This is a genomic window from Mycobacterium sp. IS-1264 (assembly GCF_001954195.1).
Classification (GTDB): Bacteria; Actinomycetota; Actinomycetes; order Mycobacteriales; family Mycobacteriaceae; genus Mycobacterium.
This window is the reverse complement of record NZ_MBES01000067.1, coordinates 12696-27980: the sequence shown is the minus strand read 5'-3', so window position 1 is coordinate 27980 and position 15285 is coordinate 12696. Positions and strand designations below refer to the sequence as shown.

Below are 15285 nucleotides of genomic sequence, written 5' to 3'. Positions count from 1 at the left end.
AATGGCCTTCCCGCGGCAGCGCCCGCGCCGGCTCCGCTCCACCCCCGCGTTGCGACGCTTGGTGGCGCAAACATCCTTGGAGCCAAGGCATTTGGTGCTGCCGATGTTCGTCGCAGACGGTATTGACGAACCGCACGGCATCGCATCCATGCCGAAAGTGGTTCAACACAGCCGGGATTCGCTGCGCAGGGCCGCCGAAGAAGCCGTCGCGGCCGGGGTGGGCGGGCTGATGCTGTTCGGTGTTCCCCGCGAACAGGACAAGGACGCGGCCGGCTCGGCCGGCACCGACCCCGACGGCATCCTCAACGTGGCGCTGCGCGACCTCGCCAAAGATCTCGGTGACTCCACTGTGTTGATGGCCGACACCTGCCTGGACGAGTTCACCGATCACGGACACTGCGGCGTCCTCGACGAGCGCGGCCGGGTCGACAACGATGCCACCCTGGTCCGCTACGTGGAACTGGCTGTGGCACAAGCGGAATCGGGTGCCCACGTGGTGGGGCCGAGCGGGATGATGGACGGACAGGTGGGCGCCATTCGCGACGGCCTGGACGCCGCGGGCCACACCGACGTGGTGATCCTGGCCTACGCCGCGAAGTTCGCCTCGGCGTTCTACGGGCCGTTCCGCGAGGCGGTCAGCTCCAGCCTGTCCGGCGACCGGCGCACCTACCAGCAGGAGCCGGGCAACCTGCGCGAAGCGCTACGCGAGATCGAGCTGGACCTCGACGAGGGCGCCGACATTGTGATGGTCAAGCCCGCGATGGGCTATCTCGACGTGCTGGCCGCCGCGGCCGACGTTTCGCCGGTGCCGGTGGCCGCGTATCAAGTGTCGGGGGAGTACGCGATGATTTGCGCTGCGGCCGCCAACAACTGGATCGACGAGCGCGCCGCCGCGCTGGAGTCACTGATCAGCATCCGGCGCGCCGGAGCGGATATCGTGCTGACGTACTGGGCCGCGGACGCCGCCGGTTGGCTTTCGTGAAGTGGGAACGGGATGGGTTTGCTTTGACATCACAGACACCAGCGAGGGGTAGCGACCCGAAGAGGTTGTTCTACGAACCCGGTGCCAGCTGGTGGTGGGTGGCGTGGGGCCCGGCGGCGGCGGGCGCCATGCTCCTGATCGAAATGTGGAGCGGTGCCCCGGTGTCGTTCGTCGTCCCGGCGATCTTCTTGGTGCTGGTGTCGGCATTCGTTGCGTTGCAGGTGAAGGCGGCGCGCATCCACGTCTCGGTCGAACTGACCGAAGACGCCCTGCGCCAGGGCACCGAAACCATCCTGGTCCGCGAAATCGTCAAGGTGTATCCCGAACCCGAGCACCACGAAGCGTCCGGCAAGGAGCTGGCGAAGTGGCAGTCTTCGCGGGCGCTCGGCGAATTGGTCGGGGTGCCGCGGCGGCGGGTGGGCATCGGCCTCAAGCTCACCGGGGGGCGCACCGCGCAGGCGTGGGCGCGGCGTCATCGTCACCTCCGGGCCGCGCTCACCCCGCTGGTCCAGGAGCGCGTGGAGCCCGCCCGATCGGACGTCAGCGACATCGATCGTGACGACGACCCCGGCTCGGCGCTGTGATGAGCCGCTACCGAGCGTCGGTGGAACTGGTGCTGGCTATCGCCGCGCTGGTGGGCGCGGCGGTGACCTGGTTGCATGCGCGCCACACCGTGGCCGTCGCGCCCATCGCGGAGGGGCAGCCGTTCACCACGTCGTTGGTTTACGACCCTCAGGCGCTCCTGCTGACCCTTGTCCTGCTGACCACCGCAGGCGTGCTGGCGGTGGTCGGACTGGCCAGGCTGCGGCGTGAGCGGGGCGCTAGGCCGTCTTCTTGATCAGCGGCAGCACTAGCTGACGCCGCTTGGTGATGGCGTCGGCCAGGTTGTGCAGCGCCTCGTGCAGCGAGCGCGTCGCATCCCAGTCGTCGCCCAGCAGTTCGATGACCGCCGGGCTCGCGACCAACGTCCACTCCGTCCCGGCCGCGTCGCAATCCTCGTCGAGCATCTGCAACAGCGTGATGCCGGCCGGAGCAAAATGCGTCACGTCACTGAGATCGAGCACCACGGGATTTTGCCCGACGACGAATCGCCGGATGTACTTGCTGGCCCGATCGGCATTGACGGCGTCGATTTCGCCCCGGATGGTCACCACCGTCGCGAGGGAGCGACAGTGAGCCCGAATCTGGGCGCCACCGCAGTCAAACGTGCAGCTTTCCTGTGGAGTCATGAGCGGCCCCATTCCCCGTGGCGTTGCGAAGGACGCAGCGCGACTATCCCTGTTCCCCAACCAAACCAGCAGAATCTAAGGAGACCGAAAGCCGCGTCTAACTCTTTGCTAAATAACGGGCCCGGCGGGGCGGTTTCGGAGAACCGGGCAACGCCGAAAACGGCGATTTCCGGCAGTTGGCACGCGGCTCGGCCCCAATTCGATACCGTTCCGCCGCCAGCCACACCACGTCCTGTCCCGCCATCGCGGCGATCCCGCTGCTACGCTGCCATAGCTGCCGGTTGCCAGTCGGGGGGCTAATAAAAGGGCGAAATCGCCCGGTCAGCCGCAGTAGCAGGCGAACGAAACAGCAGACTCGCAACGGAAAGAGCATCGTGCGCGGCGCAGAGATCAGGGGCGAGATCAGGGCCCTGACGGGACTCCGCATCGTCGCAGCGGTATGGGTGGTGCTGTTTCACTTTCGCCCGATGCTCAGCGACGCCTCGCAAGATTTCCGCGACGCTCTCGCCCCGGTGCTCAACTGCGGCGCGCAGGGCGTCGACCTCTTCTTCATCCTCAGTGGGTTCGTTCTGACGTGGAACTACCTCGACCGCATGGGCCGATCGTTTTCGCCGCGCGCCACCCTGCACTTCCTGTGGCTGCGGCTGGCCAGGGTTTGGCCGGTGTATCTGGTCACCCTGCACCTGGCCGCGCTGTGGGTGATCTTCACCCTGCACGTCGGGCACGTCCCGTCGCCGGACGCGGCTCAGCTCACCGCGATCAGCTACGTGCGCCAGGTCCTGCTGGTGCAGCTGTGGTTCGTGCCGTTCTTCGACGACTCCAGTTGGGACGGTCCGGCCTGGTCGATCAGCGCGGAATGGCTGGCCTACCTGCTGTTCGGTGTCCTCGTGTTGGTGATTTTGCGGATGAAGCAGGCGACGAGGGCGCGCAGCCTGATGCTGCTGGCGTTCGCGGCGTCGTTGCCGCCGGTGGTGATGTTGCTGACGAGTGGTCACTTCTACACGCCGTGGAGCTGGTTGCCCCGCATCGTGACTCAGTTCACCGCCGGTGCCCTGGCGTGCGCGGCCGTGCGCCGTTTGCGGCTGACCGATCGTGGTCGGCGGGTGGCGGGGTATGTTTCGCTGCTTCTCCTGGCCGCGATGGTGGGCGTCCTGTACTGGTTTTCCGCGCACCCGATCAGCGGGGTCGTGGAGAACGACAGCGGTGGGGTGGTCGACGTGCTGTTCGTGCCGCTGGTGATCACGCTGGCAATCGGCCTGGGCAGCCTGCCGAAGCTGCTGTCGACGCGGGTGATGGTGTACGGCGGGCAGATCTCGTTCTGCCTGTACATGGTGCATGAGCTGGTGCACACGTCGTGGGGTTGGACGGTCGAGCAGTTCGCTCTCGTGCCGCAGGACAATCCGTGGAAATGGAACGTCATCGCCCTGTTCGCGATCGCCGTGGGCATTTCGGCCCTGATGTATCACTTCGTCGAAGAACCCGCCCGCCGATGGATGCGCAAGATGGTCGACGTCCGGGTCGTGGACACCAAACCCGAGCCGGCCGAGCAGCCGACCGCCAAACTCCATCAGATCGACGGTGGGCTGGAAGCGGTGCCGGCCCGCGCCGTGTGACAATTGCCACGATGCGCCAATGGTGCTGTGCCCCATACTCTCTCGAATACGGCTGCGGTAGCGGCCAGCCGGGATTCTAGGGGCCCCTGCCCGACTCGCGACCGCTAACCAGCGGGTTGGCGCCGCTTCGCGTCGGTTTCCTCGTACGATTCCGTTGCTGAATACGGCGCACGAGGATGCCGTTCACGGGGAGGTAGTAGTGAGTCGTCTGACGACGTTCGTCATTAGTCTGGCTCTGCTGGCCGGGGTGGGTTTCGCGGACGTGGCGTGCCCGCCCCGCGTGCGCGCCTACGGCGTGCTGAGCGTCGATTCACGGCTCAATCATGTCGCGGTGATCGGTGACTCCTATACCACCGGCACCGACGAGGGCGGCCTGGGCCCGAATTCATGGACCGCTCACGCGTGGCAGGCGCTCGGCGCGCGCGGACTGCGGATCGCCGCCGACGTCGCGGCCGAGGGGAAAGCCGGCTACGCCGTCCCCGGCGACCATGGCAGCGTCTTCGAGGACCTGACCGCCAGGGCGGTCAAGCCCGACGACACGCTGGTCGTGTTCTTCGGCTCCCGCAACGACCAGGACGTCGATCCCGGCCTGCTGACCGAGCGGGCGCGCAATGCGTTCGTTCTGGCGCGCCGCTTTGCGCCGCATGCGCGGTTACTGGTGATCGGGCCGCCGTGGCCGACCGCCGACGTGCCTGGCTCGATGCTGATGATCCGCGACGTGCTCAACGGCGTGGCCCGCGCGGCGGGTGCGGCGTTCGTCGATCCGCTCGGCGACCGCTGGTTCGTCGACAGGCCCGACCTGATCGGGCCCGACGGCGTGCACCCCAACGACGCGGGACACCAGTACCTGGCGGACAAGATCGCGCCGCTCATTCGCATGCAGTTGTCGAGGTAGATGATGGGGTCGGCGGCCGAAATTGCCTGCCGCACAAGGTGTTCGGGATACGGCAGCGCGGACTTCAGTCCTCTGCGTGCCGGTCGTAGTCCCATTGCTCCAGACGCGATTGCAGGTGCGTCAGGCCGATTCCCACGACCGGTGTGGCAACGGCTATGCAGATCAGCAGCAGCGGAGTCATCTCCCCAAACCTCCAAAACCCTTCATTGATACGACGTTCGACTGCGATGAGAAGTTCATCGGCGGCTCATCCATTCGCCACCGCCCGGTCGGCCAGCGCGCCCATCAGAGGTGCCAGCAGCTGCGCGTACTCGGTCGTCACGTGGTTGTCGTCGCGGAACACCAGCGTGTTGCCGACGATCATCGGGCAGCGGGCCGGGGTGCAGAACAGGTCGCTCAGATCGGCGTAGTGGCCACCGGCGCCCGTCGTCGCCTTCCGCTCGGCGGCGATTCCGTCGCCGTTGACCGCGACCAATCGCGGTGGCGCGCAGGCGGTGGCGTCATCGAGATGCGCGGACAGGCAGGCGGGCACCGAGGAACGCGGATCCGCCACCGGCCCCAGGACCAGGACGGTCGAACCGGCGTTGCGCAACTCGTTGACGGTGCGGCCCAACGTGTCGACCCACCCCGCGTCATATGACGTGAAACCGAAGTCCGCGCCGTAGCGCCGGCTCATGCTCAGCACCACCAGGCGCGGGTGTTCGGCCCGCAATCGCGCCATGATCTCGCCGCGCCACTGCTCGCACTCGGTGTATTCGCGGCCCAGATACGGGCTGACGATGCGCAGGTCCTGCAGCGGACACGTCACCTTCGCCAGCGTCTCGAGCCGCCAGTGCCGTTGCTCGGCGACCTGTTGGAACGCCGGATACCACATGGCGGCATGCGAATCCCCGACCAGCGTCACCGTCGTCGCCGCGGCCGCATCCCCGCCCGCGCACTCGGCTTGCCCGACGTCACGCCAGGATCGCGTGCAGCCGTTGACGAACACCGCGGCCTTGTCGGCCGGCGCGTCGGCGAGCGACGGGTCCAGGTTGGACGGGACGGCGCGCAGGTCCGCGGACGCCGCCACCGCGTCGCGGGCCTGCGCGAAGGCCTGGCGCACCGCGGCTTCCTGCGGGCTGACGTCGGGCGCCGGCGCCGGGGGCAGCGCGACGATGTTGGCCTTCGGGGCGGCCGTGCCGTGACCCACCGGCACCGGTATGACATTCAACAGCAGCAGGCACGCGCACGCCGTGACGGCGCTGGCGCCGCCCGCTACCAGCAGGCTCGTCCGCGCCGATCGGCGCAGGGCGGCCGCGAACCTGCCGGGATTTTCGACCAGGTGCAGGGTGATCACGGCGAGCCCGGCCGAGACGAAGGTCGCGCTCAGCCTGGCCGGCAGTCCCGCGGGCATGCCGAGCAGCGGCGGCATCAGCAACAGCACCGGCCAGTGCCACAGGTACCACGAGTACGAAATCCGGCCGATCGCCCGCATCGCCGGCCGGCACAGCAGGCGGCCCGGCCCCAGGCTGCCGGTGACGCAACCGCCGCCGATCACCAGGGCGGTGCCCAGGACGGGCAGCAGCGCCGCGGTGCCCGGGTACGGGGTGTGAGGGCCCAGCTGGGTGCAGGTCAGCACGATCAGGGCCAGGCCGCCGCAGCCGACGATCGTCGCGGGCAGCAGCGGCAGCCGCCGCCATTGCCCGACCGTCAATGCCACCAGCCCGCCGACGGCCAGCTCCCAGGCTCGGGTGGGCAGCGAGAAGAACGCCCACGCGGGTGACGTCCGGGTCCACAGCACGGCCGCCGCCAGCGACGCCGCCGCCACCACCGCGAGGACCAGCCCGTAGGGCGTGGCTTCAGAGGCGCGGCGGCGCAACAGTGGTACCCGCCGGACCAGCCACGCGGTGCCGATCAGCAGCATCGGCCACACCAGGTAGAACTGCTCCTCGACGCCCAGCGACCAGTAATGCTCGAACGGCGAGGGCGGCAGGTTCGAGGCCAGGTAGTCGGTGCCCTGCCGGGCGAACCGGTAGTTGCCGACGTAGAGGGCGCTCGCGACGCCGTCGACGAAGACGCTTCGTGCCTGCAACGGCGGCAGCACGATGGCCGCGCCGATGGCGGTGGCGATGCCGGCGGTGGCCGCGGCGGGCAGCAGCCGCCGCGCGCGTGCACCGTAGAAGCGGCCGAGCCGGATGGTGCTGTCGGTCGTTACCTCGCGCCAGAGGATCCCGGTGATGAGGAATCCGGAGATGACGAAGAAGACGTCCACACCGATGTAGCCGCCGGTGACACCGGGTATCTCGGCGTGGTACAGCACGACGGCTAGCACCGCAACGGCGCGCAGGCCCTCGATGTCCGGGCGAAATCCGGTCCGCTTCACCGCCCGCTCCACTTGGCGGGGTGGGGGTGGGTTCCGCGGGATCGTCATCGGTCTCGGCTAGGTCGCCATCCAGGCTAGTTCGCCGGGCAATTGCGCGCGCCAGTAGTCCATGTCATGCCCGCCATCCGAAAAGCCGCCCGCCGGAGGCTTTTTCAGCTGGTTGACGAATTGACGAGTGGCGAAGTAGAAGCGGTCGCCGGTGCCGCAGTCGACGCGCAGCGGGATCTGCGACAGCGCCGGCAGCCCCACCACGTTGTTTTGCACCCAGTCGTCGTAACTGTCGAACGCCCCCGGCGCGCTGCCGGTGTACGAGGTGTACAGCGCGGGGCTGATCGCGCAGATCCCGGCAGTCCGCGCCGGCCCCAGCTTGGCGCCCAGGTGCAGCGCGCCGTAGCCGCCCATCGACCAGCCCATAAAGCCCACCCGGGAGATGTCGAAACCCATCGAGGACAGCATCGGCAGCAGCTCGTCGAGCACCATCGCGCCGGCGTCGGTGCCGTCGGCCCTGCGGTGCCAATAGCTGTTGCTGCCGCCGTCGACACCCACTACGGCGAACGGGGGCTTGCCCTCCTTGACCAATTGCGCGAGCGCTTTCTCGGCACCGCAGTCCAGCACCATGTTCGCGTTGCCGTCCTTGCCGTGCAGGGCGATCACCGGGCGCAGGGATCCGCTCTGGGAGTTCTGGCCGGGTGGCAGGGCGATCACCCAATTCGTCTTGACGCCGCCGCGGGCCGCAGAGATGAACGAGCCGGTGAGCTTGTTCGACAGAGTGCTGCCCGCCGCCGAGGGCTCGAACGGCGCGGGAGCTTGCGGCAACATCGCGGCTTGCGACTCGAGCGGATCCAGCAGGGCGCTCAAAGCCCACACTCCGGCGGCTCCCGCGCTGGCTCCGACGCCCATTCGCAAGATGGCGCGACGGGTCAGGTGAGGCATGGTCGCAATGATGCCGCGCTGAGCGGGTATTACCGGCCGAGCCACGCCGTATTGGAAGCATTGTGTGATCTCGTGTGATCACTCGGACACGAAGCGGTTACCTTCCCTGCCGACTTTGTGCGGACTTGCGCCACCGCCACTTGCGATCTCCGCGGTTTCAACCCTCGCATGGCCCGCCGAGGTTTTACACGATGAAGCTTTCGCGCATTGGCCGACGGCTGACCGAAAGAGGATTGAATGAGCCTGGCATTTCATTGGTTTCTGCCGACCTACGGCGATTCCCGAAATCTGGTCGCGGGCGGGCATGGCACCGCGATGCACGGCGACAGGCCTGCGACGTTGCGTTACCTGCACCAGATTTGCGCGGCCGCCGAGGACAACGGCTTCGAGGCGGTGCTCACGCCCACCGGATTGTGGTGTGAGGACGCCTGGTTGACGACGGCGACGTTGATCGAGGGCACCGACACGCTGAAGTTCCTGGTGGCGTTCCGTCCCGGGCTGCTCAGCCCGACCCTGGCCGCGCAGATGGCCGGGACCTTCCAGCGGCACTCGGATGGGCGGCTGCTGCTCAACGTCGTCACCGGTGGCGAACCGCACGAACAACGCGCCTACGGGGATTTCCTGGACAAGCAGTCGCGGTATGCCCGCACCGCCGAGTTCCTGCATGTGGTGCGCCAGCTGTGGACCTCGACCGAGCCGGTGAGCTTCGCCGGCGACCACATCCGCGTCGAGGGCGCGCAGCTGAACAACCCACCCGACCCGATCCCCGCGGTGTTCTTCGGCGGGTCGTCCGGATCCGCCGGGCCGGTGGCGGCCAAGTACTCCGACGTCTACCTCACCTGGGGTGAGCCGCCCGCGGCGGTCGCGCAGAAGCTGGACTGGATTCGGGGGCTGGCCGTCGACGCCGGCCGGGTTCTGCGGTATGGCTTGCGAATTCACGTGATTAGCCGTCCCACCGCCGAGGAAGCGTGGGCGGAGGCCGACCGGCTGCTGGCGGCCGTCGACCCGGCGGACGTCGAACGGGTCCAGGCCAGCCTGGCGCGCAGCGAATCCGAGGGCCAGCGCCGGATGCTGGACTTGCACGGCGGCAGCACCAACCGGCTACTTGTCGGGCCCAACCTGTGGGCCGGGGTGGGGCTGGTCCGCGGGGGAGCGGGTACCGCCCTGGTCGGCTCGCACGCCGAGGTCGCCGAACGGCTGGCCGAGTATGCGCAGCTGGGCATCAGCCACTTCATCCTGTCGGGGTATCCGCACCTGGAGGAGGCCTACTGGTTCGGCGAGGGCGTGCTGCCGCTGCTGGAGCGGTTGGGCCTGTGGAAGCATCCCAGCCGCCAGTCGCAGCCGGCCCCGTCGACGCCGTTCGCGATCGCATCGGCGCACTAGTCATGGCAACGACGTTGCCCGACGCGGGGATCGCCGCGCCGGTAGGTCACGACGAATCCGACGTCCAGCGACGACGGCGGCTGCGCATCGTCATCGCGGCTAGCCTGTTGGGCACCACCGTCGAGTGGTACGACTTCTTCCTGTACGCCACCGCGGCCGGCCTGGTGTTCAACAAGGTCTTCTTTCCCGACGCCAGCTCCCTGGTCGGCACGCTGCTGGCGTTCGCGACGTTCGCCGTCGGGTTCGTCATGCGCCCGATCGGCGGGCTGGTGTTCGGCCACATCGGCGACCGGATCGGCCGCAAGCGCAGCCTGGCGTTGACCATGCTGATCATGGGCGGCGCGACGGCGTTGATCGGGGCGCTGCCCACCGCGGCGCAGATCGGTGCCTGGGCGCCGATCCTGCTGTTGGTGCTGCGCATCCTGCAGGGTTTCGCGCTCGGCGGCGAGTGGGCCGGCGCGGTGCTGCTGGCCGTCGAACACAGCCCGGGACACCGGCGCGGCCGCTTCGGAGCGGTTCCCCAGGTCGGCCTGGCGCTCGGATTGGCTTTGGGCACAGGCATATTCGCGTACCTGCAGATCGTGTTGGGTTCAGCCCGGTTCCTCGCCTACGGGTGGCGGATCGGGTTCCTGCTGAGCATCGTGCTGGTCGTGATCGGGATCGTGGTGCGGTTGCGCGTCGAGGAAACCCCGGCTTTCCGCGAGCTGGCCGAGGCCGAGGCCGCATCCAGCGTGCCGATCCGCGAGATCGTCCGCGAACCGCGGTCTCGGCGCAACACCGTGCTCGGGTTGTTGTCGCGCTGGGCGGAGGGTTCGGCATTCAACACCTGGGGCGTTTTCGCGATCAGCTACGCCACCGGCGCCTTGGGATTGCACCGCGTGTCGGTCCTGGTGGTGGTGACCATCGCGGCCCTGCTGATGGCGGTGCTGCTACCCGTATCGGGGGTCCTGACCGACCGCTACGGCGCGCGGCGGGTGTATCTGACCGGCGTGATCTGCTACGGCCTGGCGGCCTTTCCCGCGTTCGCCTTGTTCGGCACCAAGAACCTGCTCTGGTTTGGGCTCGCGATGGTCGTGGTGTTCGGTGTGGTGCACGCGCTGTTCTACGGCGCGCAGGGCACGCTGTACTCCGCGCTGTATCCGACGCGCACCCGCTACACCGGCTTGTCGTTCGTCTACCAGGTGTCCGGCATCTACGCCTCCGGGGTCACCCCGATGATCCTCACCGCGCTGATCGCGGCGGCCGGGGGCAAGCCGTGGTGGGCATGCGGGTATCTCGTTGCGACGGCGGCGATCAGCGTGGTTGCCACGGCGCTGATACGCGAGCGCGACTTGCATTTCTGAGCCTGGCCGGGGGCGCTTGATTTGTTGTAATCCCTTGTGTCACTTTGGTTTCAGTGGTCCCAGGGCGCGGATTTTTGTCGGTGAGCGTTTCTAGGATGCCGGTATCGGTTCGAGCACGCGCGAGGAAGTCCTAGAGGATTTGGACGCACTGCGCGCGACGGTTTCGCGCATTCTCGAGCATTCTTACGACACGTTGACGACTCCCGAGCGGTTGGCGTTGTTGGAGTGCATCGAACAGGAGACTCGGCGGCTGCGCGTGCCAGGACACCAATTGATCAATCAGCTTGGCGCCCAAGCCGGCCCGGAAGAATTGGGTGGCCCGCTGCCTCTGCCCGCCCGGTGGTGCGCGGGCGGGGTCGAGCGTCGGTCCGCCCGGTCACCCCGGCGGCGACTCCTTTCTCCCGCCGAGGGTGGCCGGGTCACATACCCGCTGGTCCGTCTCGCCAGGTGGAACATTTGGTCCACCTGACTCGCGGTTCACCCCGTGCGATGGCCGAGTCCGGTTGCGGCCCGGCGACTTTGCGCTGGTCCGGTTTTCGAGGTGCGTCCTTTGACGCACCTGCCTCGCGGCGCGCCACGCGTTTCCCGTCGGTTCAAGGTGAGAAGGTCATTCGTATGCAATTCCTCGCCTCCGCACTTCCGGGATTCCGCGACCTGCGCGCACCGTTGATCGCCGGCTACCTGTGGTTGTTCTTCGGATGGATTCTCATCAAGCCCGACATCCACAAGAGGCCCAACAATGTGGCCGCAGCCGCCGTGTACGACCTCGCGAAGGACGCCGGGCCCATTTGGATCGGGCTCGGCGTCGGTGTGGCCGCATACCTGATCGGATCGGTCTCCCAAGCACTGTCGCCTGTGATCGGCCACAAGGCGCTACCCAAGATTGCCAAGGCGATCGCCGAGATTGCCGATGGTGTGTGGGATCGCGTCCCAAAACCGGGTAACAAACCGCGCAGGAAGTGGACTGTTCCCATCGCTGAGTTCGACCTCATGCAGCAATACCTGGCCGAGGCGGAACGGAGGGTAGGTGGGGCCTACGCAACGCCGAGGATGAAGGTTCCCAATCCCGAGTATCTGCGGGTTTTGGAGTATGCGGAGGCCATCAGTCGCCGGCTCAACGCAGAACTGGATTTACCCGCAACGTTGCTGTTAACCGAGCGGGGCCGAGAGCCCGACCCGCAGCTATTTTCGGAGGCGGACCGCCTCAAGGCGGAACGCGAACTGCGGCTGGCGGTTGTACCCCCACTGTGTGCTCTGGCGATCTTTCTTGGCTGGAATCAGTCCTCGTGGTGGTGGTTTGCGCTGATCCCGGTGGCAGTCCTGCTGTGGCAAGCGCATAGCCGAAGCCTGGCCTTCCGCTCGGTGATGTTCAGCGCGCTGGAGCGCGGTCTCGCGCGCTCATCGAGCATCGACGAATTCAAGCGTTGGGTCGAGGCCCTTCCTGAAAAGCCCGCATCGGCATCCGAGCAACAGGCTGACGCCGACGACCCCGATGACGGCGGCCGGAACGACGGCGCTAAGTAACGCCCGCTAGCACCAGCCAATCGGTGCCATTTTCTACCGCCTCTCAAAGAATGTTGGTGTCACGACACGCGCATTGCACAGGGTTCATCAGGTAGCGGCAATGCGCGGTTAGTGTCCCGATGTGCCCCCTCCATCACCCCCGCCGCCTGTCTGGACCGGCCCGGTGATCTTGACGCTGTGCATCTCGAGCTTGGCGCTTGCTGTGTCCATCGGAGTGCTGATCTGGCAGATCATCTCGTGGCGGCGCAGCGGCCCAAGGCTCCGCGTTGTCAGGATCCAGGGAATCGGTGGCACCGCTCGCGGTGTGTGGTTCATCGGGGTGCAGGCCGAAAACTCCGGTCGGCTCGGAACCCAGGTCCAGACTTTCGGGTTTCAGTTGCCCAACGGTGACACCATCCAGGCAGGCGAGGACTTCCTCGGTCAAGCGATACAACTTCCGATGGATCTGCCGCCGGGGGGCAAAGCCAGCGTCACGTACAACATTGCCGGGATACGACGCGCCCTCGATCAGAGCGGTCACGATGGGAGAGGTGCTCGGCCATTCGTGACAACTGGTCACGGTCGTTTTGCAGGAAAACCGATCAACCTCGGTGACGAGATCGACCTGCTGCTCCGAGCTACCGACGGCTAATCACCGGGTGTGGACCAACAACGCATTATCTGGACGACGACGATCGTCGTGACCACTACGCTCAAGGAACTGGAGACCGCCGCCGGTAAGGCGCTGACCGGTGGCGGCACCCTGGTGCCGATGTCGGATGTGATCCGCTGGGCCGGCCACGCCCACCATTATCTGGCGATTTTCGACCGGGCCAGGCCGCTGGCGCTGCATCACAGCAAACGGTTGGCCTCCCCGGCGCAGCGAATCATGCTCTACGCCAGGGATCGTGGGTGCACGAGGCCGGGCTGCGACGCTCCCGCTTATCACAGCCAGGTGCATCACGTGCGCGGGTGGGCCAGAACGCGCCGCACCGACATCGATGACCTCACCTTGGCGTGCGGACCGGATAACCGGCTCGTCGAAAAGGGCTGGACCACCCGCACCAACGCACGAGGCCACACCGAATGGATACCGCCGCCGCACTTAGATCGCGGCCAGCCCAGAACCAATGGGTTCCACCACCCCGAAAGATTCCTCCGCGACGACGACGACGAACCCGTTTGACGCGCCGCCGGCCAGCCCGATTGCCGCCTTGCCCGCCGATGTGCTGTGGTTAACCATGGCCAGCACAACGCAACTGCGCCAAGGGTTGTCGCAACGGCAACTCAGCATGATCGCGCTCGGCGGCGTGATCGGCGCCGGACTGTTCGTCGGGTCCGGCGTGGTGATCCGCGATACCGGCCCCGCCGCGTTCCTGACGTACGCGTTGTGCGGTCTGCTGATCGTTCTGGTGATGCGCATGCTGGGGGAGATGGCCGCCGCGAACCCATCGACCGGATCGTTCGCCGACTACGCGGGGCGGGCGCTGGGCGGCTGGGCGGGGTTTTCGGTGGCCTGGCTGTATTGGTACTTCTGGGTGATCGTCGTCGGCTTCGAGGCGGTCGCCGGCGGAAAGGTGCTGGGCTACTGGTTTCACGCGCCGCTGTGGCTGCTGTCGTTGTGCCTGATGCTGCTGATGACCGCGACCAACTTGTTCTCGGTGACGTCCTTCGGCGAATTCGAATTCTGGTTCGCCGGAATCAAAGTCGCGACGATCGCGGTGTTCCTCGCCGTCGGCGGGGTGTTCGTGCTGGGGCTCCTGCCCGGCCACCACGCCGACGTCTCCAACCTCACGTCGCACGGCGGATTCTTCCCAAAGGGTGTCGGCGCGGTCTTCGCGGCCATCGTGGTGGTGATCTTCTCGATGGTCGGCGCCGAGATCGTCACCGTCGCCGCCGCCGAGAGCCGCGATCCCGAGCTCGCGGTCCAGCGCGCCACGCGATCGGTCGTCGCGCGCATCGCGGTCTTCTTCGTCGGCTCGGTGTTTCTGCTTGTCGTGATCCTGCCGTGGAATTCGGTCGAGGTGGGAGCCTCGCCGTATGTCGCGGCGCTCAAACGCATGGGTCTGCCCGGCGCGGGTCAGGTGATGAACGCGGTGGTGCTCACCGCGGTGCTGTCGTGCCTGAACTCCGGGCTCTACACGGCGTCGCGGATGCTGTTCGTCCTCGCCGACCGGCGTGAAGCGCCGGCTCGGCTGGTCAAGCTCAGCCGGCGTGGCGTCCCCCATCTCGCCATCCTTTTTTCGTCGGCCATCGGATTCGGCTGCGTCGTGATGGCGTGGCTGGCGCCCGGCACCGTGTTTCTATTCCTGCTCAACTCGTCGGGTGCCGTCATCTTGTTCGTCTACTGGCTGATCGCGCTGTCGCAGATCATCCTGCGTCGCCGGACACCGCCGGAAAAGCTGCGGGTGAAGATGTGGCTCTTCCCGGTGCTGTCGGTTTTCACCCTCGCCGGAATCACCGCGGTGCTGGTGCAGATGGCGTTCGACCGCTCGGCGCGCAGTCAGCTCTGGCTGTCGCTGCTGTCGTGGGCGGTGGTCATCGGCCTGTACCTGGCCGCCCGGGCCCGCGGCCGAATCGCCGCGCGCGCAGCGCAATAGCTCGGTCGGTCCCGTCAGTCGGTCTGGTCAGTCAGTCTTGGTGAGAAGCACCGCCTGCTCGAACGGCAGCCTGGCGAAAGCAGCCCGCCACGCGCCCTCCACGTGCGGGGCCGCCTCGGCCTTGCTGACGACTCGCGGGTCGGTGATGCCGAAAGTCTTGGCGTTGCGGCGCATCCGGCCACCTCCGGCCGCGTCGAGGTTCTTCAGCCAGTCGCGGTCCGGGCCGTAGGTCAGCACGATCGCCACCCCGGGTTTGCCGTCGACGCTGGTGTAGAACGCATTCACCGGTGTGCGGTAAGGCTTTCCGGAGCGCCGTCCGACATGCTCGACGATCGCGAACGGCGGCAGCCAGCCGGCCCACATCCGCTGAATGGGGTTGGTCACGTGACGGTTGAAGCGGGCGAGCCGCTGTGGCAATTGCATGCCACCATCCAACCCGCCC

Annotated in this window: 14 protein-coding genes and 1 pseudogene; 11 read left to right on the top strand and 4 right to left on the bottom strand. The window is 67.2% G+C overall.

Going from position 1 to position 15285, the window contains the following annotated elements:
• The first annotated feature begins 1 nt into the window (after position 1).
• From hemB to A5744_RS15625, 3 genes are all read left to right on the top strand, one after another.
• Positions 2–982 carry a porphobilinogen synthase gene (gene hemB / locus A5744_RS15635; protein ID WP_076062497.1) on the top strand — a complete coding sequence of 327 codons (981 nt, stop codon included), beginning with the start codon at positions 2–4 and terminating at the stop codon, positions 980–982.
• 65 nt (positions 983–1047) lie between these two features.
• Entirely contained in the window at positions 1048–1566 is a 519-nt protein-coding gene (locus tag A5744_RS15630; RefSeq protein WP_076062495.1) for a DUF3093 domain-containing protein, read from the top strand.
• On the top strand, positions 1563–1820 hold the full coding sequence (locus A5744_RS15625) for a hypothetical protein (RefSeq protein ID WP_076062494.1): 258 nt from the start codon (positions 1563–1565) through the stop codon (positions 1818–1820). Before A5744_RS15630 ends, A5744_RS15625 begins: the two co-directional genes overlap by 4 nt.
• Here A5744_RS15625 and A5744_RS15620 read toward each other — a convergent pair.
• A complete protein-coding gene (locus A5744_RS15620; RefSeq protein ID WP_076062492.1) occupies positions 1804–2223 on the bottom strand; it encodes an STAS domain-containing protein in 420 nt (139 codons plus the stop codon). The two genes, A5744_RS15625 and A5744_RS15620, sit on opposite strands and share 17 nt — an antisense overlap.
• Positions 2224–2585: 362 nt before the next feature.
• Between A5744_RS15620 and A5744_RS15615 the strand changes: the two genes are divergently transcribed.
• On the top strand, positions 2586–3824 hold the full coding sequence (locus tag A5744_RS15615) for an acyltransferase (RefSeq protein WP_076062490.1): 1239 nt from the start codon (positions 2586–2588) through the stop codon (positions 3822–3824).
• 199 nt (positions 3825–4023) lie between these two features.
• Complete coding sequence (locus A5744_RS15610; RefSeq protein WP_076062489.1) at positions 4024–4719, top strand: GDSL lipase; 696 nt, start codon at positions 4024–4026, stop codon at positions 4717–4719.
• Positions 4720–4966: 247 nt separating this feature from the next.
• Here A5744_RS15610 and A5744_RS15605 read toward each other — a convergent pair whose 3' ends face one another.
• On the bottom strand, positions 4967–7093 hold the full coding sequence (locus tag A5744_RS15605) for an acyltransferase family protein (RefSeq protein WP_076062487.1): 2127 nt from the start codon (positions 7091–7093) through the stop codon (positions 4967–4969).
• 45 nt (positions 7094–7138) lie between these two features.
• On the bottom strand, positions 7139–8014 hold the full coding sequence (locus tag A5744_RS15600; protein WP_083679309.1) for an alpha/beta hydrolase-fold protein: 876 nt from the start codon (positions 8012–8014) through the stop codon (positions 7139–7141).
• Positions 8015–8251: 237 nt separating this feature from the next.
• Between A5744_RS15600 and A5744_RS15595 the strand changes: the two genes are divergently transcribed.
• From A5744_RS15595 to A5744_RS15565, 6 genes and pseudogenes are all read left to right on the top strand, one after another.
• Positions 8252–9397, top strand: a complete 1146-nt coding sequence (locus A5744_RS15595; RefSeq protein ID WP_076062484.1) for an LLM class flavin-dependent oxidoreductase — start codon at positions 8252–8254, stop codon at positions 9395–9397.
• Positions 9398–9399: 2 nt separating this feature from the next.
• A complete protein-coding gene (locus tag A5744_RS15590) occupies positions 9400–10740 on the top strand; it encodes an MFS transporter (protein WP_076062482.1) in 1341 nt (446 codons plus the stop codon).
• Positions 10741–11355: 615 nt separating this feature from the next.
• Positions 11356–12264 (top strand): hypothetical protein, encoded by a 909-nt coding sequence (locus A5744_RS15580; RefSeq protein ID WP_076062481.1) that lies wholly within the window; start codon positions 11356–11358, stop codon positions 12262–12264.
• 121 nt (positions 12265–12385) lie between these two features.
• Positions 12386–12895: a hypothetical protein gene (locus A5744_RS15575; RefSeq protein ID WP_139331373.1), complete on the top strand. Its 510-nt coding sequence runs from the start codon at positions 12386–12388 to the stop codon at positions 12893–12895.
• A 39-nt stretch (positions 12896–12934) separates the two neighbouring features.
• A pseudogene (locus A5744_RS15570) lies at positions 12935–13429 on the top strand (DUF222 domain-containing protein); the annotation flags it as partial.
• A gap of 55 nt (positions 13430–13484) precedes the next feature.
• Entirely contained in the window at positions 13485–14843 is a 1359-nt protein-coding gene (locus tag A5744_RS15565) for an amino acid permease (RefSeq protein ID WP_076062477.1), read from the top strand.
• A 27-nt stretch (positions 14844–14870) separates the two neighbouring features.
• Here A5744_RS15565 and A5744_RS15560 read toward each other — a convergent pair whose 3' ends face one another.
• Complete coding sequence (locus A5744_RS15560) at positions 14871–15266, bottom strand: nitroreductase family deazaflavin-dependent oxidoreductase (protein ID WP_076062783.1); 396 nt, start codon at positions 15264–15266, stop codon at positions 14871–14873.
• Positions 15267–15285: the final 19 nt, after the last annotated feature.